17 protein-coding genes and 1 pseudogene are annotated in these 18,435 nt (G+C 72.6%); 12 read left to right on the plus strand and 6 right to left on the minus strand.

The features are described from left to right. Window positions 1-34: 34 nt before the first annotated feature. Window positions 35-856: a BRO family protein gene (locus DEJ43_RS18765; RefSeq protein ID WP_015034966.1), complete on the plus strand. Its 822-nt coding sequence runs from the start codon at window positions 35-37 to the stop codon at window positions 854-856. On the opposite strand, the gene DEJ43_RS18770 is transcribed toward DEJ43_RS18765, so the two are convergent. Beyond that, entirely contained in the window at window positions 841-1,260 is a 420-nt protein-coding gene (locus DEJ43_RS18770; RefSeq protein ID WP_041662676.1) for a hypothetical protein, read from the minus strand. The two genes, DEJ43_RS18765 and DEJ43_RS18770, sit on opposite strands and share 16 nt — an antisense overlap. Before the next feature lie 91 nt (window positions 1,261-1,351). On the opposite strand from DEJ43_RS18770, the gene DEJ43_RS18775 reads away from it, so the two are divergent. From DEJ43_RS18775 to DEJ43_RS18815, 9 genes are all read left to right on the plus strand, one after another. Continuing rightward, on the plus strand, window positions 1,352-2,221 hold the full coding sequence (locus tag DEJ43_RS18775; RefSeq protein ID WP_041662678.1) for a DUF2797 domain-containing protein: 870 nt from the start codon (window positions 1,352-1,354) through the stop codon (window positions 2,219-2,221). 237 nt (window positions 2,222-2,458) lie between these two features. Beyond that, on the plus strand, window positions 2,459-2,794 hold the full coding sequence (locus DEJ43_RS18780; RefSeq protein ID WP_015034969.1) for an antibiotic biosynthesis monooxygenase family protein: 336 nt from the start codon (window positions 2,459-2,461) through the stop codon (window positions 2,792-2,794). Then, complete coding sequence (locus DEJ43_RS18785) at window positions 2,781-3,677, plus strand: amidohydrolase family protein (protein ID WP_015034970.1); 897 nt, start codon at window positions 2,781-2,783, stop codon at window positions 3,675-3,677. Before DEJ43_RS18780 ends, DEJ43_RS18785 begins: the two co-directional genes overlap by 14 nt. A 78-nt stretch (window positions 3,678-3,755) precedes the next feature. Further along, a complete protein-coding gene (locus tag DEJ43_RS18790; RefSeq protein WP_015034971.1) occupies window positions 3,756-4,499 on the plus strand; it encodes a response regulator transcription factor in 744 nt (247 codons plus the stop codon). A 6-nt stretch (window positions 4,500-4,505) separates the two neighbouring features. Next, window positions 4,506-6,065, plus strand: a complete 1,560-nt coding sequence (locus tag DEJ43_RS18795; protein ID WP_015034972.1) for a sensor histidine kinase — start codon at window positions 4,506-4,508, stop codon at window positions 6,063-6,065. Between the two features lie 26 nt (window positions 6,066-6,091). Further along, window positions 6,092-7,375, plus strand: a complete 1,284-nt coding sequence (locus tag DEJ43_RS18800) for a bifunctional glycosyltransferase family 2/GtrA family protein (RefSeq protein ID WP_051025900.1) — start codon at window positions 6,092-6,094, stop codon at window positions 7,373-7,375. After that, on the plus strand, window positions 7,372-9,579 hold the full coding sequence (locus DEJ43_RS18805) for an ArnT family glycosyltransferase (protein WP_015034974.1): 2,208 nt from the start codon (window positions 7,372-7,374) through the stop codon (window positions 9,577-9,579). Before DEJ43_RS18800 ends, DEJ43_RS18805 begins: the two co-directional genes overlap by 4 nt. Window positions 9,580-9,658: 79 nt before the next feature. Continuing rightward, window positions 9,659-11,188, plus strand: a complete 1,530-nt coding sequence (locus DEJ43_RS18810) for an MFS transporter (RefSeq protein WP_015034975.1) — start codon at window positions 9,659-9,661, stop codon at window positions 11,186-11,188. A 35-nt stretch (window positions 11,189-11,223) separates the two neighbouring features. Further along, a complete protein-coding gene (locus DEJ43_RS18815) occupies window positions 11,224-12,009 on the plus strand; it encodes a TetR/AcrR family transcriptional regulator (RefSeq protein ID WP_015034976.1) in 786 nt (261 codons plus the stop codon). Between the two features lie 96 nt (window positions 12,010-12,105). Here the strand turns inward: DEJ43_RS18815 and DEJ43_RS18820 are convergent. Beyond that, a pseudogene (locus DEJ43_RS18820) lies at window positions 12,106-13,614 on the minus strand (MDR family MFS transporter); the annotation flags it as partial. 96 nt (window positions 13,615-13,710) lie between these two features. Then, window positions 13,711-14,154: a MarR family winged helix-turn-helix transcriptional regulator gene (locus tag DEJ43_RS18825; protein ID WP_015034978.1), complete on the minus strand. Its 444-nt coding sequence runs from the start codon at window positions 14,152-14,154 to the stop codon at window positions 13,711-13,713. A gap of 158 nt (window positions 14,155-14,312) precedes the next feature. On the opposite strand from DEJ43_RS18825, the gene DEJ43_RS18830 reads away from it, so the two are divergent. Continuing rightward, the gene (locus DEJ43_RS18830) at window positions 14,313-14,546 is read left to right on the plus strand and encodes a hypothetical protein (RefSeq protein WP_015034979.1); all 234 of its coding nucleotides are present in this window, start codon (window positions 14,313-14,315) and stop codon (window positions 14,544-14,546) included. A gap of 105 nt (window positions 14,547-14,651) precedes the next feature. Here the strand turns inward: DEJ43_RS18830 and DEJ43_RS18835 are convergent, their stop codons facing one another. Beyond that, entirely contained in the window at window positions 14,652-15,356 is a 705-nt protein-coding gene (locus DEJ43_RS18835; RefSeq protein WP_015034981.1) for a TetR family transcriptional regulator, read from the minus strand. A gap of 67 nt (window positions 15,357-15,423) precedes the next feature. On the opposite strand from DEJ43_RS18835, the gene DEJ43_RS18840 reads away from it, so the two are divergent. Next, a complete protein-coding gene (locus DEJ43_RS18840; protein ID WP_015034982.1) occupies window positions 15,424-16,368 on the plus strand; it encodes an oxidoreductase in 945 nt (314 codons plus the stop codon). Here DEJ43_RS18840 and DEJ43_RS38155 read toward each other — a convergent pair. Together DEJ43_RS38155 and DEJ43_RS18855 are read right to left on the minus strand one after the other, a co-directional pair. Then, on the minus strand, window positions 16,349-16,591 hold the full coding sequence (locus tag DEJ43_RS38155) for a hypothetical protein (protein ID WP_106433728.1): 243 nt from the start codon (window positions 16,589-16,591) through the stop codon (window positions 16,349-16,351). The two genes, DEJ43_RS18840 and DEJ43_RS38155, sit on opposite strands and share 20 nt — an antisense overlap. A gap of 701 nt (window positions 16,592-17,292) precedes the next feature. Further along, a complete protein-coding gene (locus DEJ43_RS18855) occupies window positions 17,293-18,204 on the minus strand; it encodes an RNA polymerase sigma factor SigF (RefSeq protein WP_015034984.1) in 912 nt (303 codons plus the stop codon). Window positions 18,205-18,435: the final 231 nt, after the last annotated feature.

An 18,435-nucleotide genomic window follows, 5' to 3' on the forward strand; every position in this document is an offset into this window, starting at 1 on the left:
TTCGTCCTAGCTTGCGAGGCGGAGGTGATGATCGATGGACGCGATCGACATCGATGACTTGGTGTGCGCCGCCACCGGCGCCCCCCTGCGGAGGCTGACCGCGCCCGACGGGACCCACTGGTTCCCCGTCGTCGACGTGGCCAAGCGGCTGGGGTACGCGGGCAGCAGGGAGGCGCTGCGGACGGTGGCGCTGCCCGTGACCTGCCTGGCGTCCGCGCGGGAAATCACCGGCGGGGAGGTCCCCGGCCGGTCCGGGATCCGGGCGGCGACGCGGATGGTGAGCCTCCAGGGGCTCGTCCAGCTCGTCGGGGCCTGCCGGAGACCTGAGGCCGGGCCGTTCCGGGCGTGGACGGCCGAGGTCATAGCGGCGGTGCAGCGGTACGGGGGCTACGGCCTCGAACCCTCCCCCGTCCACGCCGGATTCGTCCTGCCGCCCGAGCTCGTCGACGTCCTCGTCCGCCTTCAGGGGCAGTTCGACGAGCGGGCCGCCGCGTACGCCGAGCACACCGCGTACGCCGAGCTGCTGCGCGAGACACGGCGGAGCCTGTCAAGGGTCGCCGACTCCCTTGAGCGGCTCGCCGTGCCCCGTCAGCGCACCGGCGCCGCCGTCGCGCTCACCCCGCAGGAACTCGTCGAGTCCTGGGCCATCACCGGGGACGTGCGGATGGTCGCCAGCTGCCTCGCCCCCGCCCTGGTCCGCGGCGGCGTCCGCTACCGCGCCCAGGACGTCATCCGGCACACCGGCCTCTCCTGCGAGCGCGTCCGGGACTGCGTACGCCTGCTGCTCGAACGGGGCTGCATGCGGGAGGTCGGCGGGCCCGACGCCGACGGGGCGCGGATCTACGTCCTGCCCTGAGCCGGCACGACCACGACCTGGTACGCGTCCTCGTACACGATCCTGCCCGGGTCCGCCGACTCCAGGCGGACGCAGGGCACCCCGTGGTCCCGCAGGATCCGCAGGTACGGGGCGACCCGGGCCAGCGCCTCCGTCGCCGTCGGACGGAACCAGGCGGCCGCGCCCGGGTTCCGTTCCGGGTCGTAGACCGTCGGGTCGACCGCGGTCGGGTCGGGGAAGTGGGCGTCGTACCAGTCGTTCGAGGCGCGCCAGACCGCCCACTCCTCGGGGGAGAGCCTGCCCTCCCTGGCCAGCAGATTGGTCAGGCCGAAGATCCCGGTGTGATGGCCCCGGGGCCCTCGGTTCGGGGACTGGTAGCGGACGTGGCGGAGACTGGGTGTCAGGGGAGCTCGCACAGTCCCCATGCTCCCTGCGGGGCCTCCCCCGTGGGGTTCGCCCTGCGGGGTTCGCTCTGGGGGCTTTCCCCGTCGGGTGCGGTGCGCGAGGAGGAGCGGCGTGGAGTGGTGGTGCCGGGGGATCACCTGGAGCGGCGGGGTGCCCGGGCTGCGGTGGCGCGGCGGGCGGGTCAGCACCCTCTCGTACGGGCAGCGGCTCGCCTTCCGGGCCGTGGGGGAGCGGCGGTGCCCCGGCGCCCGCGGGAACCCCTGCCCGCTGCGGGCCGTCGTGCCCGGCCGGGCCACCGGCGGGCGGTGCGCCGAGTGCGCGCGGCTCGACCGGGCGCACTCCGTCGCCGCCGACACCCTCCTGGACGACCCGCAGCCGTACCGCGTGTACCTGGCCTGGTTCGGGCCCGGCATGACCAAGGTCGGGATCACCGCCGAGGCCCGCGGTGAGGCCCGGCTGCTCGAACAGGGCGCCGTCACGTTCAGCTGGCTCGGTCGGGGGCCCCTGATGGCCGCCCGGCGGACCGAGGAGGTGCTGCGGCAGGCGCTCGCGGTGCCCGACCGGGTGGCGTACGAGCGGAAGCGGGCCGCCCGGCATGCCCTGCCGCCCGCCGGCGCCCGGGCCGGGGAGGTCGGCGAGCTGCACCGGCGTGCGCGGGAGGTCGGCGGCTGGACGGAGACCCTGGAGCCGCTGGAGTTCGTGCCCCGCGACCACGCCGGGGCCTTCGGTCTCGACGGGCTGCCGCCGCTCGACGGCACCGTCGCCGCGCTCGTCGACGGGGGTGTCGTCACCGGGCGGCTGCTCGCCGCCGCCGGTCCCGATCTGCACCTCCTCGATCCCGCCGGGCGCTGTCTCGCCCTCGACACCCGGCTGATGGGCGGGTGGGTGCTCCAGGGCGGTGTGGAGGGGGACGCGTTCTCCGTCCCCGTGACGGACGTCGCGACCGCCGCCGACCCCGGCGCGCAGGGCGAACTGTTCTGAGCCCCGTCGCCTTCGCGGGGTGATGCCGCCTCGTCTCCGTCGCCTTCGCGGGGTGATGCCGCCTCTTCTGCGTCGCCCTCGCGGGGTGATGCCGCCTCGCCTGCGTCGCCTTCGCGGGCCCCCCGCCGTGGCACGGCTGGCGACGCCTCCTTCCCCCCCGCCCCCCTTCGTAAAGTCTTGGATCCCCTTTCCCCGGCTCCGTGGACATCCCCGCCCCCGCCCGGCGAGGGTGATCACATGACTTCCCAGCTGGTGGCGGGCATCGAACCGCCCTACTACACCGCCGTGTTCACGTCCGTCCGGCCCGACGCCCCCGAGGGTTACGCCGAGACCGCCGAGCGGATGAGTGAGCTCGTGAGCGAGATCCCCGGCTTCCTCGGTTACGAGGTCGCCCGTTCGCCCGGCGGCATCGGCATCACCGTCGCCTACTTCCGCGATCTGGAGGCCCTCGACGCCTGGCGGCTGCACGCGGAGCACCAGGCCGCCAAGGCGTACGGGCGGGAGCACTGGTACGACAGTTACAGCGTCCACATCGGCAAGGTCGAGCGGAGTTACAGCTTTGAGCGGGAGTAGCGGGGCCGGCGAGCGGGACGACATCCAGGTCCTCCTGGGCCGCCTCGGGATTCCCGGGCTCGTCGATGTGCACACGCACTTCATGCCGCAGAACGTCCTCGACAAGGTGTGGGCCTACTTCGATGCCGTCGGGCCCCTTACCGGCGTGGAGTGGCCCATCACCTACCGCGAGGAGGAGGACCGCCGGCTCGCCCTCCTGCGAGGCTTCGGCGCGGTCGCCTTCACCGCGATGCTGTATCCGCACAAGCCCGGCATGGCCGCCTGGCTGAACTCCTGGGGCGCCGACTTCGCCGCCCGTACCCCCGACTGTCTGCACACCGCGACCTTCTTCCCCGAGCCGGGCGCCGAGCAGTACGTCCGGGAGGCGCTCGACGCCGGTGCCCGGGTCTTCAAGGTGCACCTGCAGGTCGGTGGCTTCGACCCGACCGACCCGCTGCTCGACGGGGTGTGGGCCGCCCTCGCGGACAGCAGGACGCCCGTCGTCGTCCACTGCGGTTCCGGGCCCACCCCCGGCGCCTTCACCGGGCCCGGGCCGATGGGCCGGCTGCTCGCCCGCCATCCCGCGCTGCGCGTGATCGTCGCTCATATGGGGATGCCGGAGTACGGCGACTTCCTCGACCTCGCCGAGCGGTACGAGGGGGTCCACCTCGACACCACCATGGCGTTCACGGACTTCAGCGAGCGGCTCGCGCCCTTCCCGGTGGCGGAGCGCAAGCGGCTCGTGGACCTCGGCGACCGCGTCCTGCTGGGCTCCGACTTCCCGAACATCCCGTACCCGTACCTGCACCAGCTCGACGCGCTCGAACGGCTCGGGCTCGGGGACGACTGGCTCCGAGGGGTCCTGTACGAGAACGGCGCGGCGTTGTTTCACGTGAAACCGTGAGCGCCACGCCGCCCCTTTCTCAGGGAATTCACAGGAAAGGGAAAGAGGCCTCTCAGCGGCGGCGGACACCGTGAGGTCATGACCGTCACCACACGCCGTCCCGGCACCCGCGCCGACATGCTCCGTGCCGACGGAACCGCCGTCCGTGTCCTCGTCGTCGACGACGAGGCATCGCTCGCCGAGCTGCTCTCCATGGCTCTGCGCTACGAGGGCTGGCAGGTGCGCAGCGCCGGGGACGGGGCCGCGGCCCTGCGCTCCGCGCGCGAGTTCCGGCCGGATGCCGTGATCCTCGACATCATGCTGCCCGACGTCGACGGGCTGAGCCTGCTCGGTCGCATCCGGCGTGAACTGCCGGACGTTCCGGTGCTGTTCCTCACGGCGAAGGACGCCGTCGAGGACCGGATCGCCGGGCTCACCGCGGGCGGCGACGACTACGTCACCAAGCCCTTCAGCCTGGAGGAGGTCGTGGCCCGGCTGCGCGGGCTCATCCGCAGGTCGGGCGCGGCGCTGGCCCGCAGCGAGTCGCTGCTCGTCGTCGGTGACCTGACCCTCGACGAGGACAGCCACGAGGTCACCCGGGGCGGGGACTCCATCCATCTCACGGCGACCGAGTTCGAGCTGCTGCGCTATCTGATGCGCAACCCCCGGCGGGTGCTCAGCAAGGCGCAGATCCTCGACCGCGTCTGGTCGTACGACTTCGGCGGTCAGGCCAACGTCGTCGAGCTCTACATCTCGTATCTGCGGCGGAAGATCGACGCGGGGCGTGCCCCGATGATCCACACCCGGCGCGGGGCCGGTTACCTGATCAAGCCGGGGGAGTAGCGGCCCGTGGCACGTCGTGCGGGGCAGCGGTCCCGTCCCTCGCGGGCCGGGCGGCCGTGGTCGCTGCGGACGCGGCTCGTCGTCTCGGCGGTCGCGCTGATCGCGGTCGTCGCGGCCGTCATCGGCACGGTCACGACGATCGCGTTCCGCTCGTATCTGTACGACCGGGCCGACGAGGAGGTCCGGGCCGTCTCCCACTGGGCCGCGGGCCCGCCGGCCGCCCTTCCCGAACCGGGCCGGGCCGGTACGGACCAGCTCCGGTTCGTCGTGGGGCCCGGGGCCAAGACGGGCACGCTCGGCGCGGTCCTCACGGGCGGCGAGGTGACCGCGGCCGGCTACTCGGCGGAGGCCGAGGACAGCGGGGTCTACGGGCCGCCGGAGCGGATCAAGCCGCTCGACGACGCCCAGCGGGCCGCGCTCGCCGCCGTCCCGCGCGACGGCCGGCCGCACACCGTCGACCTGCCCGGCGGCCTCGGCAGCTACCGGGTCGCGTACGCGGAGGGCGGCAAGGGCACCTTCCTCACCGGCATCCCGCTCGCCGAGGTCGAGGACGCCCTCTCCACCCTGATCCTCGTCGAGCTCAGCGTCACCGGCGCCGGCCTCTTCGCGGCCTCCCTGGCCGGAACCGTCCTCGTCCGGGTGGCCCTGCGGCCCCTGCGGAGGGTCGCCGTGACCGCGCGGCAGGTCGCCCAGCTGCCCCTGCACAGCGGGGAAGTGGCGCTCCATCAGCGGGTCCCCGAGCCGGAGGCCGACCCGCGGACCGAGGTCGGCCAGGTCGGCGCGGCCATCAACCGGATGCTCGACCACGTCCACTCGGCGCTCGACGCACGCCAGCAGAGCGAGACCCGCGTCCGGCAGTTCGTCGCCGACGCCAGCCATGAACTGCGCACCCCGCTCGCCTCGATCCGGGGCTACGCCGAGCTGACCCGGCGCGGCGGGGAGGAGTGCGGGCCGGACACCCGGCACGCGCTCGGCCGCATCGAGTCCGAGGCGACCCGGATGACGGGCCTGGTGGAGGACCTGCTGCTGCTCGCCCGGCTCGACGCCGGACGCCCCCTCTCGTACGAGCCCACCGACCTGCTCCCGCTGGTCGTGGACGCCGTGAGTGACGCCCGCGCGGCCGGGCCCGGTCACCACTGGAGCCTCGAACTGCCCGAGGACGGCGCCCCTCCCGTACGGGCGGACGGCGCCAGGATCCAGCAGGTCCTGGTGAACCTCCTCGCCAATGCCCGTACGCACACCCCGCCCGGCACCAAGGTCACCGCGCGGGTCCGTACGGACGGCGCCGGGGTGATCGTCCAGATCGAGGACGACGGGCCCGGCATCCCGCCCGAGCTGCTGCCCGCCGTCTTCGAACGGTTCGCGCGCGGCGACGCCTCGCGCTCCCGCAACGCCGGATCGACCGGGCTCGGGCTCGCCATCGTCCGCGCGGTCGTGGGCGCGCACGGGGGCGACGTGGACGTCGAAAGCGCCCCCGGCCGGACCGTGTTCACCGTCCGGCTGCCCGCCGCGGCCCCGGCGGGGGCCCACTCACAGGCAGGCCACAGGCTCATCACACAGCCGTGACAGCGGCCCCGGCGAGTGTCGGTGGCATGCGAACCCCAACGATCGCGGGGCCCACGTCCGGGGCCCTCCCCGCCCGGGAACACCTGCCGGTGAACATCGCGGGACGGCCCGTCCTGGACGTGGTGATCCCCGTCTACAACGAGGAGAAGGACCTGGAGCCGTGCGTCCGCCGGCTCCACGAACACCTCCTCAGGACCTTCCCGTACGGCTTCCGCATCACCGTCGCCGACAACGCCTCCACCGACAGCACCCCCGACGTCGCCGCCGGTCTCGCGGCCGAGGTGCCCGAGGTGCGCTCCGTACGGCTGGAGCAGAAGGGGCGCGGCCGGGCACTGCGCACGGTGTGGTCGAGCTCGGACGCGCCCGTCCTCGCCTACATGGACGTGGACCTGTCCACCGACCTGAACGCCCTGCTGCCGCTGGTCGCGCCGCTCATCTCCGGTCACTCCGACCTGGCGATCGGCTCCCGGCTCGCCCGCTCCTCGCGGGTGGTGCGCGGGCCGAAGCGGGAGTTCATCTCCCGCGCGTACAACCTGATCCTGCGCGGTTCGCTGGCCGCCCGGTTCTCGGACGCGCAGTGCGGCTTCAAGGCGATCCGGCGCGATGTCGCCGAGCGGCTGCTCCCGATGGTGGAGGACACCGGCTGGTTCTTCGACACCGAACTGCTCGTGCTCGCCGAGCGGGCCGGGCTGCGCATCCACGAGGTGCCGGTGGACTGGGTGGACGACCCGGACTCGACCGTACACATCGTGAGCACCGCCACCGACGACCTGAAGGGCGTCTGGCGGGTGGGGCGGGCCCTCGCCACGGGTTCGCTGCCGCTCGACCGGCTGGCCAGGCCGTTCGGTGACGATCCCCGGGACCGTGAACTCACCGGTGTGCCGGGCGGTCTCGCCCGTCAGCTGGTCGGCTTCTGCGTGGTCGGGGTGCTCTCCACGCTCTTCTACCTCGCGCTGTACTCGCTCTTCCGGCTCGGTGTGGGCCCGCAGTTCGCCAACGCCGCCGCCCTCCTCGTGTCCGCCGTCGCCAACACGGCGGCCAACCGGCGGCTCACCTTCGGGGTACGGGGCCGGGACCGGGCGGTCCGCCACCAGGCGCAGGGGCTCGTGGTCTTCGCCATCGGCCTGGCCCTGACGAGCGGTTCGCTCGCCGCCCTCGGCGCGGCGAGCGGCGATCCGGCGCACTCCACCGAACTGGCCGTCCTGGTCGTCGCCAACCTCGCCGCGACCGTGCTGCGCTTCCTCCTCTTCCGGCTCTGGGTCTTCCCCGAGCGGTCCGCCTCAAGGAACGACCCAAGGAACGACCGATGACTTCGACCTCCCTGGCCGCGCCCGTCGGCGCGGCCCATGCCGTGCCGTCCCGCGGTGGCCCGCTCGCCCGGGTGTGGCGCGGCCGTCCCGAGGACGCCCCCTGGGTCCGGCCCGCGTTCCTGGGCCTGCTCGCCGTGACCACCGTGCTGTACCTGTGGAACCTGAGCGCCTCCGGCTACGCCAACTCCTTCTACTCGGCCGCCGTCCAGGCGGGCGGCGAGAGCTGGAAGGCCTTCTTCTTCGGCTCGCTCGACGCGGCCAACGCCATCACCGTCGACAAGCCGCCCGCCGCCCTGTGGCCGATGGCCCTCTCCGTCCGCCTCTTCGGCCTCGGCTCCTCGCAGATCCTGGTGCCCGAGGTGCTCATGGGCGTGGGCACCGTCGCCGTGCTCTACGCGGCGGTACGGCGCCGGTTCGGCGCGGGCGCGGGTCTCGTCGCGGGCGTCGTCCTGGCGCTCACGCCCGTCGCAGCGCTGATGTTCCGGTTCAACAACCCGGACGCGCTGCTCGCCCTGCTCATGACGGTCGCCGTGTACTGCGTGCTGCGCGCCCTGGAGCAGGACCGGGGCGCGGCGAGGTGGCTCGTCCTGGCCGGTGTGGCCTTCGGGTTCGCGTTCCTCGCGAAGACGCTCCAGGCCTTTCTGATCCTGCCGCCGCTCGCCCTCGTGTACGTGGTGTGCGCGCCCGGCGGCCTCGGGCGGCGGCTCGGCCGGCTCGCCCTGGGCGGGCTCGCGATGCTCGTCTCGGCGGGCTGGTGGGTGGCCCTGGTCGAGCTGTGGCCGGCGTCCTCACGACCGTACGTCGGAGGCTCCCAGAACAACAGCTTCCTGGAGCTGACCTTCGGCTACAACGGCCTCGGCCGGATCAACGGCAACGAGACCGGCAGCGTCGGCGGGGGAGGCGGGGGCGGCGGCGGTGGCCGGTGGGGCGAGACCGGCATCGCCCGGATGTTCAACGACTCCATCGGCGGCCAGATCTCCTGGCTGCTGCCGGCCGCGCTGATCCTGCTCGTCGCGGGTCTCGTCGTCACCTGGCGGGCGCCCCGGACGGACACGGCACGCTCGGCGTTCCTGGTGTGGGGCGGCTCGCTGCTGATCACGCTCGCCGTGTTCAGCTTCATGGCCGGCATCTTCCACGAGTACTACACGGTGGCCCTCGCCCCGTACCTCGCGGCGCTGGTCGGCATGGGCGCGGCCGTGCTCTGGGAGGAGCGCACCCGGCTGCTCGCCTCGGCGGCCCTCGCGGTCACGGTGGGCGGGACGGCCTGGTGGGGCTGGACGCTTCTGGGGCGGACGCCGGAGTGGCTGCCGTGGCTGCGCTGGGCGGTGCTGGTCGCGGGCGCGGTGGCCGCGCTGGGGCTGCTGTTCGCGGGTCGGGTGGACCGGCGGATCGGCCTCGGGGTCGCGGGCCTCGGGCTGGCGGCGGGGCTCGCGGGCCCCTTCGCGTACACCCTGGCGACGCTGGACTCGGGCCATCAGGGCTCGATCGTCACGGCGGGTCCCGCGGGCGGCGCGATGGGCGGCCGGGGTCCCGGTGGCGGCATGCGGATGATGGAGGGCGGGGGCTTCCCCGGCGGCCCGGGCGGCCAGATGCCCGGCGGGCCCGGCGGTCCCGGTGGGCAGGCAGGCCGGCCAGGCCAGGGCGGCGGCCAGCCCCCCAACGGCCAGCTCCCCAACGACGGCCAAGGCCAGGGCCAGGCCCAAGGCCAAGGTCAGCCCCAGGGCCAGATGCCCGGCGGCACCCCGCCCCAGGGCATGACCCGCGGCGAGGGCTTCGGTGGCGGTGGCGGCGGCATGGGCGGGCTGCTCAACGGCGCCAGTGTCGGTACGGAGGCCAAGGACGCGCTCCTTGAGGACGCCGACTCCTACACCTGGGTCGCGGCCACGGTCGGCGCCCAGAACGCGGCCAGTTACCAACTGGCGACCGAGAAGCCGGTCATGGCGATCGGCGGCTTCAACGGCAGCGACCCGTCCCCGACGCTCGCGCAGTTCAAGCAGTACGTCGCGGAGGGGAAGATCCACTACTTCATCGGCGGCGGCGAGGGCGGCGGGACCGGTGAGGACGGCGGACGGATGGCCGGCGGCCGGATGGGCGGCGGCGGTGGTCCCGGCGGCAACTCGGAGATCTCCGCCTGGGTCTCGGCGACCTTCGAGAAGGTCACGATCGGAAGCGCCACCTTCTACGACCTGACCGCCGCGAAGTAAATAACCCCTATACAGCGTACGAGAGCCCTTGTACGGTGTACGAGACCTAGTCCCGTACACCGTACAAGGAGTCCTGCCCATGACGGCGAAGACCGCCGCGACCGAACCGACCGCCGCCACCGGCGGTCACCCTCAGCGCTGGCTGATCCTCGGCGTCATCTGCCTCGCCCAGCTCACCGTGCTGCTCGACAACACCGTCCTCAGCGTCGCCATCCCGTCGCTGACCTCGGAACTCCACGCGACCACCACCGACATCCAGTGGATGATCAACGCGTACTCACTCGTCCAGTCCGGCCTGCTCCTCTCGGCCGGCAACGCCGCCGACCGCTACGGCCGCAAGAAGCTGCTCGCGATCGGACTCGCGCTCTTCGGCATCGGCTCGCTCGCCGCCGGGCTGGCCGACTCCACCGCCCAGCTGATCGCCGCCCGCGCGGGCATGGGCGTCGGCGGCGCGCTCCTGATGACCACGACCCTCGCCGTCGTCATGCAGATCTTCGACGACTCCGAGCGGGTCAAGGCCATCGCGCTCTGGTCCACCGTGGCCTCCCTCGGCTTCGCCGGCGGACCGCTGGTCGGCGGCGTGATCCTGAACCACTTCTGGTGGGGAATGATCTTCCTGATCAACATCCCGGTCGCGGTCATGGCGCTCGTCGCCGTCCTCAAGCTCGTACCGGAGTCCAAGAACCCGCAGGGCGAGCGCCCGGACCTGCTCGGCGCGCTGCTCTCCACCATCGGCATGGCCGCCGTCGTGTACGCGATCATCAGCGGCCCCGAGCACGGCTGGGTCTCCGCGCAGGTGCTGGTTCCGGCCGCGATCGGGGTGCTCGGTCTCGGTGCGTTCGCGCTGTGGGAGCTGCACACCCCGTACCCGATGCTCGACATGCACTTCTTCCGGAACCAGAAGTTCATCGGCGCCATCGGCGGTTCGATCCTGGTCGTCTTCGGCATGGGCGGCTCGCTCTTCCTGCTCACCCAGCACCTGCAGTTCGTGCTCGGTTACGAACCCCTTGAGGCCGGGCTGCGGATGGCGCCGCTCGCGCTGACGATCGTCGGCCTCAACCTGACGGGCATCGGGCCGAAGATCGTCATGAAGCTCGGCACCCCGCCCACCGTCGTCCTCGGCATGTCCCTGGTCGCGGGCGGCCTCACCGCGATCTCGCTGCTCGGCGGCGGTACCGACGGCAGCTACGCGGGCATGCTCCTCGGCCTGGTCCTGATGGGCGGCGGCATCGCCGTCTCCTCGCCGGCCATGGCCAACGCGATCATGAGCTCCATCCCGCCGGAGAAGGCGGGCGTGGGCGCCGGCATCAACGGCACCCTCGCCGAGTTCGGCAACGGCCTCGGCGTCGCCGTCCTGGGCGCCGTGCTCAACGCCCGGTTCGCCGCGCTGGTCGCCGTCACCGCCAGCTCGCTCCCGGCCGCCCTGGCCGCCGCGGGCGGCGAGGCCGAGCGCCGGGCGATCTCCGAGGCCTTCGCCTCCGGGCTGCAGACCAGCCAGCTGGTCGGCGCGATCGCCGTCTTCGCCGGCGGCCTGGTGGCCGCGGCGCTGCTCCGGCGCGCCGAGCGGACGGAGAAGGCCCGGGCCGCCGAGCAGCCGGTCGCTGCCTAGCATGGTGTCGGACATCTGACAGACGGAGGAACGCGATGGTCAAGGCAGCCGATCGGGCCAAGAACCCGGCGCGTTCCAGCGTCTGGCTGGAGGTCAGGGAGCCGCGCAGCGGCGGCGGCCCGGCCGGGCTCGACCGGGACCGGATCGTCGCCGCCGCGATCCGGATGCTCGACGAGGAGGGCCTGGCCAAGCTGTCGATGCGCAAGCTCGCGGCCGAGCTCAACGTCACCGCGATGTCCCTGTACTGGTACGTGGACACCAAGGACGACATCATCGAGTTCGCCATGGACAGCGTGTACGGCGAGTTCGACCTGGCGGCGGTCGACGCCGCCGACGGCTGGCGCGACCGGCTCCGGGCGCTCGCCGTGGAGTACCGCACGATGCTGGTCCGCCACCCGTGGATGTCGCCGAGCGCGGGCCAGTACCTGAACATCGGCCCGCACGCGATGGAGGTCGGCGGCAAGATCCAGGAGGCGGTCAGGGACACCGGTCTGCCGAGGGACCGTCAGCCCAGCGCGACCTCGGCGGTCTTCCAGTTCGTCTACGGCTACGGAACGATCGAGTCCCAGTTCCGGCGGCGCGCGGCGGAGGCCGGGATGTCGCAGGACGAGTTCTACGTGGAGTCGATCAAGGCCTTCCGGGACGATCCGGGCTTCGCGGAGTCCCTCGGACCCGTGGCGGAGATCCTCGACGAGCGGGCCTCGCACGGCAGCGTCACCGAGATCTGGGACCGTGACTTCGACTATGCGCTGGAGGTCCTGATCGCCGGCATCGAGGCGATGGTTTCACGTGGAACGGCGACCGGCGGGACCAGGACATGACGGAGCGGCGGGCCGTCCCCTGCCCGCCGCTCCGTACCGGACCCGGCCGCGCCTCCGCTCGAAGCACGGCCGGGAGTCTTTCTAGGCCTCCTCGGAGGCCTTCGCCGAGCTGCTCTTCAGGGCGACCTCCTTGATGAAGAGCGTCACCACGAAGGCCAGCAGCGCGAACGGCGCCGAGTAGAGGAAGACATCGGCGACACCGTGGCCGTACGCGTCCTCCATGACCGTCCGGATCGGGGCCGGCAGCTTGTCCATGTCGGGGATGCCGCCGCCCGAGCCGCCCTTGCCCATGGCGCCCGCGGCCTTCGGACCGAGCTCGGCCAGGCCCTCCTTGACGTAGCTCGTGACCCGGTGGGCCATGACCGCGCCGAGCGCCGAGACACCGATCGCACCGCCGAGGGAGCGGAAGAAGGTGACGACGGAGGAGGCGGCGCCGAGGTCGGCGGGGGCCACCTGGTTCTGCGTGCAGAGCACCAGGTTCTGCATCATCATGCCGAGGCCGAGGCCGAGGACCGCCATGAAGAGCGCGATGTGCCAGTACGCCGTGTCGTAACGGATCGTGCCGAGCAGCCCGAGCCCGCCCGCGGCGAGCGCGCCACCGCTGACCAGCCACGCCTTCCACTTGCCGGTCTTGGTGATGACCAGGCCGGAGACGGTGGAGGAGATGAACAGGCCGCCGATCATCGGGATGGTGAGGACGCCGGACATGGTCGGCGACTCGTTGCGCGCCAGCTGGAAGTACTGGCTGAAGAAGACCGTGCCGGCGAACATCGCGACACCCACGAAGAGCGAGGCGAGCGAGGCCAGGGTGATCGTGCGGTTGCGGAAGAGGCGGAGCGGGATGATCGGCTCGCTCGCCTTCGACTCGACGAGGACGAAGATCCCGCCGAGCGCGAGTGCGCCGAGCACCATCGCGGCCGTCTGCCAGGACATCCAGTCGTACTTGTCGCCCGCGAAGGTGACCCAGATGAGGAGCAGGGAGACGGCGGCGCTGATGAAGAAGGCACCGGCCCAGTCGACCTTGACCTGACGCTTCACGACGGGGAGCTTGAGGGTCTTCTGCAGGACGACCAGCGCGATGATCGCGAAGGGCACGCCCACGTAGAAGCACCAGCGCCAGCCGAGCCACTCGGTGTCGGTGATGACGCCGCCGAGCAGCGGGCCGCCGACGGTGGCGACGGCGAAGGTCGCGCCGAGGTAGCCGCTGTACCGGCCGCGCTCACGCGGGGCGATCATCGCGGCCAGGATGATCTGCGAGAGGGCGGTCAGACCGCCGACGCCGATGCCCTGGACGACACGGCAGGCGATGAGCATGCCGGTGCTCTGCGAGAGGCCGGCGACGACCGAGCCCGCCACGTAGATGATCAGGGCTATCTGGACGAGCAGCTTCTTGGAGAAGAGGTCCGCGAGCTTGCCCCAGAGCGGGGTGGTCGCGGTCATCGAGAGAAGCGCGGCGGTGACCACCCACGTGTAGGCGGACTGGCCGCCGCCGAGGTCGGTGATGATCTGCGGGAGGGCGTTGGAGACGATCGTCGAGGACAGGATGGCGACGAACATGCCGAGCAGCAGCCCGGACAGCGCCTCCATGATCTGCTTGTGCGTCATCGGGGCGCCGCCGGAGGCACTGCCCCCTTGCTGGGCGCTCCCGCCGCGCACACCGGTCTCGGGTGTGGTGGTCGTAGCCATCAACTTCCTTCGTTCTCAAGCGTGGTGGGCCCGGCAGTCCCCGAAGGAATCGCGGAGGCGGGCGAGCAGGGTGGTGAGCAGTTCGACGTCTTCGTCGGACCACTCCGCGAGCGTGCGGGTGAGCATGTCGGTCAGCCGCCGGTCCAGGACGGCGAGCATGTCTTCGCCCGCACCGGTCAGGTGCAGGATGCGGGAGCGCTTGTCGGCGGGGTCGGGCAGTCGCTCGACCCAGCCGCGGTCCACGGTGTGGGCCACGTGCCGGCTGCTGACCGACATGTCGACGGCCATCAGCTCGGACACCCGGCCCATCCGCATGTCGCCGTGGTGGTTGAGCAGGGCCAGGACGATCGCCGATCCACTGGGGCACTCGGTGGGCAGGACGCGCGCGAGTCCGCGCTTGACCGCTCCGATGGCGCTCACCTGGCGGGCGAGGTCCTCGTATCGATTGCCTCTGTCCATCGGGCACTCCATAGATGTTGTTGCTTAGGGCAACCATAGAGATGGATGGTTGCTCCAGGCAAACTAAATCGGTCAAACGGCGCTAAAGAATCGGCAAAGGCGGATCGTCGGTGCCGGGGCTTGGGCCCCCCACCCGGACTTCGCTAGGGTCCTGGCCCATGGCACACAACCCCCAAGCACCGTACGGCCAGGGCCAGCCCCCGCAGGGACCCGAGGGCTACGACCCCGCCGGCAGCACCCAGATGTTCCGCGCCTTCGTGGACGAGGGCACCCCGCAGCGGCAGCAGCCGCAGGCCGCGACCGCGTCGGGCGGCCCCAGGGTCGGCCTCATCGTGGGCGTCGTCGCGGTCATCGTCGTCCTGGCCGCCGTCGCCTGGCTGGCCCTGGGCTGACCACTCCGTACCTCCACACGCCCGAGGTGGGCCGGATCCGCAGCACGCGGACCCGGCCCACCTTTCTCTTTCCGGCCGCCACGGGGCTGGCCTCAAGACCGACGGCTACGGCGCCACGGAGTCCAGCGCGGGCGCGAGGACGGCGAAGGCCTCCCCGATCAGCGCGTCCGGGTCCTCGGCGCCGTCGGCGGCCCCCTCCCCCTCGCTCCACCGGCGCAGTACGGCGTCGAAGGCGGCCAGTGCCATGCCCGCGGCGAGCCGGGGGCGGAGGTCGGCCCGGGGGTCGCGGCCCAGGCGGGCCGCCAGCTCCTCCGTCAGGTCCTCGCGCCACCGCTCCTGGTGCTCGAGGAAGCGGGCGAGCAGGGCGGGGGTCCGCAGGATCAGCCGGACCACCGGCAGGGCGCGCTCGACGTGCTCGCCGCAGGTGGTCAGGGGTACGGACACGGCGTGCCGGAGCGCGTCGGAGAGGGGCTCGCCGGCGGGCCGGGCGGCGAGGTCGGCGCGTATGTCGGCGCCCATGCCCGCGAGGAACTGGACAACCACGTCCTCCTTGGACGCGAAGTAGCGGAAGAAGGTCCGCTTGGAGACCCCGGCGGCGGTCGCGATCTCGTCGACGGTGACGGCGTCGAAGCCCTTGAGGGCGAGCAGCTGGAGGGCCGCCTCGGTGAGCTCGGTGGCGACGAGCTGGCGCTTGCGCTGGGCGAGGCTGACGGGGGCGGCGGGGCCGGGGCCGCCGGCCGCGGACGGAATCACGGAGGAACTCGCGGAGGAACTCACGGAGGAATGGTAACGCGGTGCCTTCGATGTCATTGAGAGCCCTTCATGACACCAAGACTCGCGCTTGACACTCGGTGACACAAGCGGCAGCGTGAGACGCATGACCAAGAAGCAGCGCTGGACCGCCGACCGGATCCCGGACCAGACCGGGCGGGTCTTCGTCGTCACCGGGGCCAACAGCGGCCTCGGCCTCGCCACCACACGCGAGCTCGCCCGCCGGGGCGCACGCGTGGTGCTCGCCGTACGGGACGAGGAGAAGGGTCGCCGGGCCGTCGAGGAACTGGCCGCCTCCGGGGTCCGTCCCGGGCTCCTCGACGTACGCCCGCTGGACCTCGCCGACCTCGACTCGGTCCGTGCCTTCGCCGACCGGATGCACGCCGAGCACACCCGCCTCGACGTGCTCGTCAACAACGCGGGCGTCATGGCTCCGCCGCGCACCCTGAGCCCCCAGGGTCACGAGGTCCAGTTCGCCACCAACCACCTCGGCCACTTCGCGCTCACCGGACTGCTGCTCGACCTGCTCGCCGCCGGGCGGGACCCCCGGGTCGTCGCGCTCAGCTCGATCAAGCACCGGCAGGGCAGCCTCCGCCTCGACGACCTCACCGGCGAGCGCGGCTACACGCCCATGGGCTTCTACAACCAGTCGAAGTTCGCCAACACGGTCTTCGGCCTCGAACTCCACCGGCGACTCACCGCGGCCGGCAGCCCCGTCGCCGCGGTGCTCGCCCACCCCGGCTACACGGCGACCCGGCTCCAGACCCGGGACACCTCGGGCCTCAAGCGATGGGTCTTCCACCACGTCGGCAACCCGTACGTCGCCCAGCGCCCGGAGCAGGGCGCACTGCCCCAGCTGTACGCGGCGACCGAACCGGGCGTGGTGGGCGGCGAGTTCATCGGGCCCGGCGGCATGGCCGAACTGCGCGGCGCACCGGTCCGCGTGCGGCCCACCGCCGCGGCGGCCGACCCGGAGACGGGCCGCCGGCTGTGGGAGCTCTCGGAACGCCTGACCGGGGTCGGCTTCCCGGTCACTGCCAGCTCGCGGTGACCTGCCGGGTGTCGATCCGCATGCCGAGCGGCACCCGCCAGGAGTCCACGCACACGGTGTACGTCTGCGTCCGCGCCGCCCCGGCGGCGATCGGGGCGGGCAGCGGCTGGCTGGAGGTGAGCGTCGCCCAGTCGACGCCGAGCGCCCCGATGACATGCGTGGCGAAGGTGACCGTGCCCGAACGGACCGCCGTGCCCCCGCTGTTCCGGAAGGTCACGGTCACCCGCTCGCACCAGCGCCGGTCGCCGTCCGCGAGCGCGGGCGCGGAGACGGTGAGGAGGGCGGGGCCGGGGACGGGTGGGGTCGTGGGCGCGGGGGTGGGCGTGCCGGTGCCGGGCGCGGGCCTTGAGGGCGCTGTGGGCGGCGTACGGGGCGGGGTGCTGCCGCCGGGCCGCGGGGCCGCGCTTCCGGTACCGGAGCCGCCGCCGGGGCTGCTGGAGCCACCGGAGCTACCGGAACCTTCGGAGCCGCCGCCCGAGCCGCCGGTCGTGGAACTCGGAGCCGTACCGGCCCCGGACCCGGATCCGGTGGCCGCACCCGAACCCGACCCTGATCCGTGCCCCGTACCCGTACCCGTAACTGATCCCGATCCGGGCCCCGAGCCCGTCCCCGGTCCCGTACCGCCCGGGGCAGGTGAGGGTGGTGCCGGTGGGGAGGGGGAGGACGTGCTGGAGGTGTCCCCGGTCGTCGTCGGCCCGTCCAAGGGCACCAGGGTGACCGCGCCCGACGGGGTGGCCGCGCCTCCGGGGGAGGGGCCCGCGCCGACCGCCGCGTACCCCTCGCCGTCTCCTCCGCCGCCGCAGGCGGTCACTGCGGTGAGCGCCCCGCCGAGGCAGAGCGCCACCGCCACGAGTCCCGGCTTCCTTCGCCTCATGACCCCCAGTCTGGCTGACGATCCGTCAGCAAGGGAGCCCTTCGGGGAAGTCAGTCCGCGATGAGGCCCTCGCGCAGCTGGGCGAGGGTGCGGGTCAGCAGCCGCGAGACGTGCATCTGCGAGATGCCGACCTCCTCGCCGATCTGCGACTGGGTCATGTTGGCGAAGAAGCGCAGCATGATGATCTGCCGCTCCCGGGGCGGGAGTTTGGCGAGCAGCGGCTTGAGCGACTCGCGGTACTCGACGCCTTCGAGCGCCGTGTCCTCGTAGCCCAGGCGGTCGGCGAGGGAGCCCTCGCCGCCGTCGTCCTCGGGCGAGGGGGAGTCCAGCGAGGAGGCGGTGTAGGCGTTGCCCACGGCGAGGCCGTCGACGACGTCCTCCTCCGACACCCCGAGCACGGCGGCGAGTTCGGTGACGGTGGGGGAGCGGTCGAGCTTCTGGGCGAGCTCGTCGCTGGCCTTGGTGAGGGCCAGGCGCAGCTCCTGGAGCCGGCGCGGGACGCGGACCGACCACGAGGTGTCGCGGAAGAAGCGCTTGATCTCACCGACGACGGTCGGCATCGCGAACGTCGGGAACTCCACGCCCCGTTCGCAGTCGAAGCGGTCGATCGCCTTGATCAGGCCGATGGTGCCGACCTGGACGATGTCCTCCATCGGCTCGTTGCGGGAGCGGAACCGGGCCGCCGCGTACCGCACGAGGGGGAGGTTGAGCTCGATGAGGGTGTCGCGGACGTAGGTCCGCTCGGGGCTGTCCGCGGCCGCGCCCTCGTCGTCCAGGGCGCGCAGCCGCAGGAACAGGGAGCGGGAGAGGGTGCGGGTGTCGAGGGCTCCCGACGTGACGGCCATCGGCGGCGGCGCGGTCGGGGCGCTCTCGCTGTCGGTCGCGGTCGGCGCCGTCGTCTGCGCGGGCACGGGAACGGGCGTGAGCGTGAGCACCTTCGAGCTGCCCAGTTCTGTGGACATGCCACCCCCTTGAGGTCGCGGACGGTCGCGGTGGCCGCGACCATCTGAGGAACGCAGCCTCCACCTGAATACCGGCGGCGGGGCTGCGGCAAACTCGGTTCCAGCAGAATGTCACATGTCGGCAACACGCTGTAGTGACTTGTCGACAAGGCGTAGGTGCATATCCGCAGGAAACAAGGGGTGTACGGCATTTGGGGCGCCGTGGAACTGCTCCGAACCGGTCTACCCGTT

It is taken from the genome of Streptomyces venezuelae ATCC 10712 (assembly GCF_008639165.1).
In the GTDB taxonomy this organism is placed as follows: Bacteria; Actinomycetota; Actinomycetes; order Streptomycetales; family Streptomycetaceae; genus Streptomyces; species Streptomyces venezuelae.

Bases quoted from the DNA above. Each gene is read 5' to 3' on its own strand.
- DEJ43_RS18765 (WP_015034966.1), top strand. From the start codon at position 35: ATGGACGCGATCGACATCGATGACTTGGTGTGCGCCGCCACCGGCGCC.
- DEJ43_RS18770 (WP_041662676.1), bottom strand. From the start codon at position 1,260: ATGGGGACTGTGCGAGCTCCCCTGACACCCAGTCTCCGCCACGTCCGC.
- DEJ43_RS18780 (WP_015034969.1), top strand. From the start codon at position 2,459: ATGACTTCCCAGCTGGTGGCGGGCATCGAACCGCCCTACTACACCGCC.
- DEJ43_RS18790 (WP_015034971.1), top strand. From the start codon at position 3,756: ATGACCGTCACCACACGCCGTCCCGGCACCCGCGCCGACATGCTCCGT.
- DEJ43_RS18800 (WP_051025900.1), top strand. From the start codon at position 6,092: ATGCGAACCCCAACGATCGCGGGGCCCACGTCCGGGGCCCTCCCCGCC.
- DEJ43_RS18805 (WP_015034974.1), top strand. From the start codon at position 7,372: ATGACTTCGACCTCCCTGGCCGCGCCCGTCGGCGCGGCCCATGCCGTG.
- DEJ43_RS18810 (WP_015034975.1), top strand. From the start codon at position 9,659: ATGACGGCGAAGACCGCCGCGACCGAACCGACCGCCGCCACCGGCGGT.
- DEJ43_RS18815 (WP_015034976.1), top strand. From the start codon at position 11,224: ATGGTCAAGGCAGCCGATCGGGCCAAGAACCCGGCGCGTTCCAGCGTC.
- DEJ43_RS18825 (WP_015034978.1), bottom strand. From the start codon at position 14,154: ATGGACAGAGGCAATCGATACGAGGACCTCGCCCGCCAGGTGAGCGCC.
- DEJ43_RS18830 (WP_015034979.1), top strand. From the start codon at position 14,313: ATGGCACACAACCCCCAAGCACCGTACGGCCAGGGCCAGCCCCCGCAG.
- DEJ43_RS18835 (WP_015034981.1), bottom strand. From the start codon at position 15,356: ATGACATCGAAGGCACCGCGTTACCATTCCTCCGTGAGTTCCTCCGCG.
- DEJ43_RS18840 (WP_015034982.1), top strand. From the start codon at position 15,424: ATGACCAAGAAGCAGCGCTGGACCGCCGACCGGATCCCGGACCAGACC.
- DEJ43_RS18855 (WP_015034984.1), bottom strand. From the start codon at position 18,204: ATGTCCACAGAACTGGGCAGCTCGAAGGTGCTCACGCTCACGCCCGTT.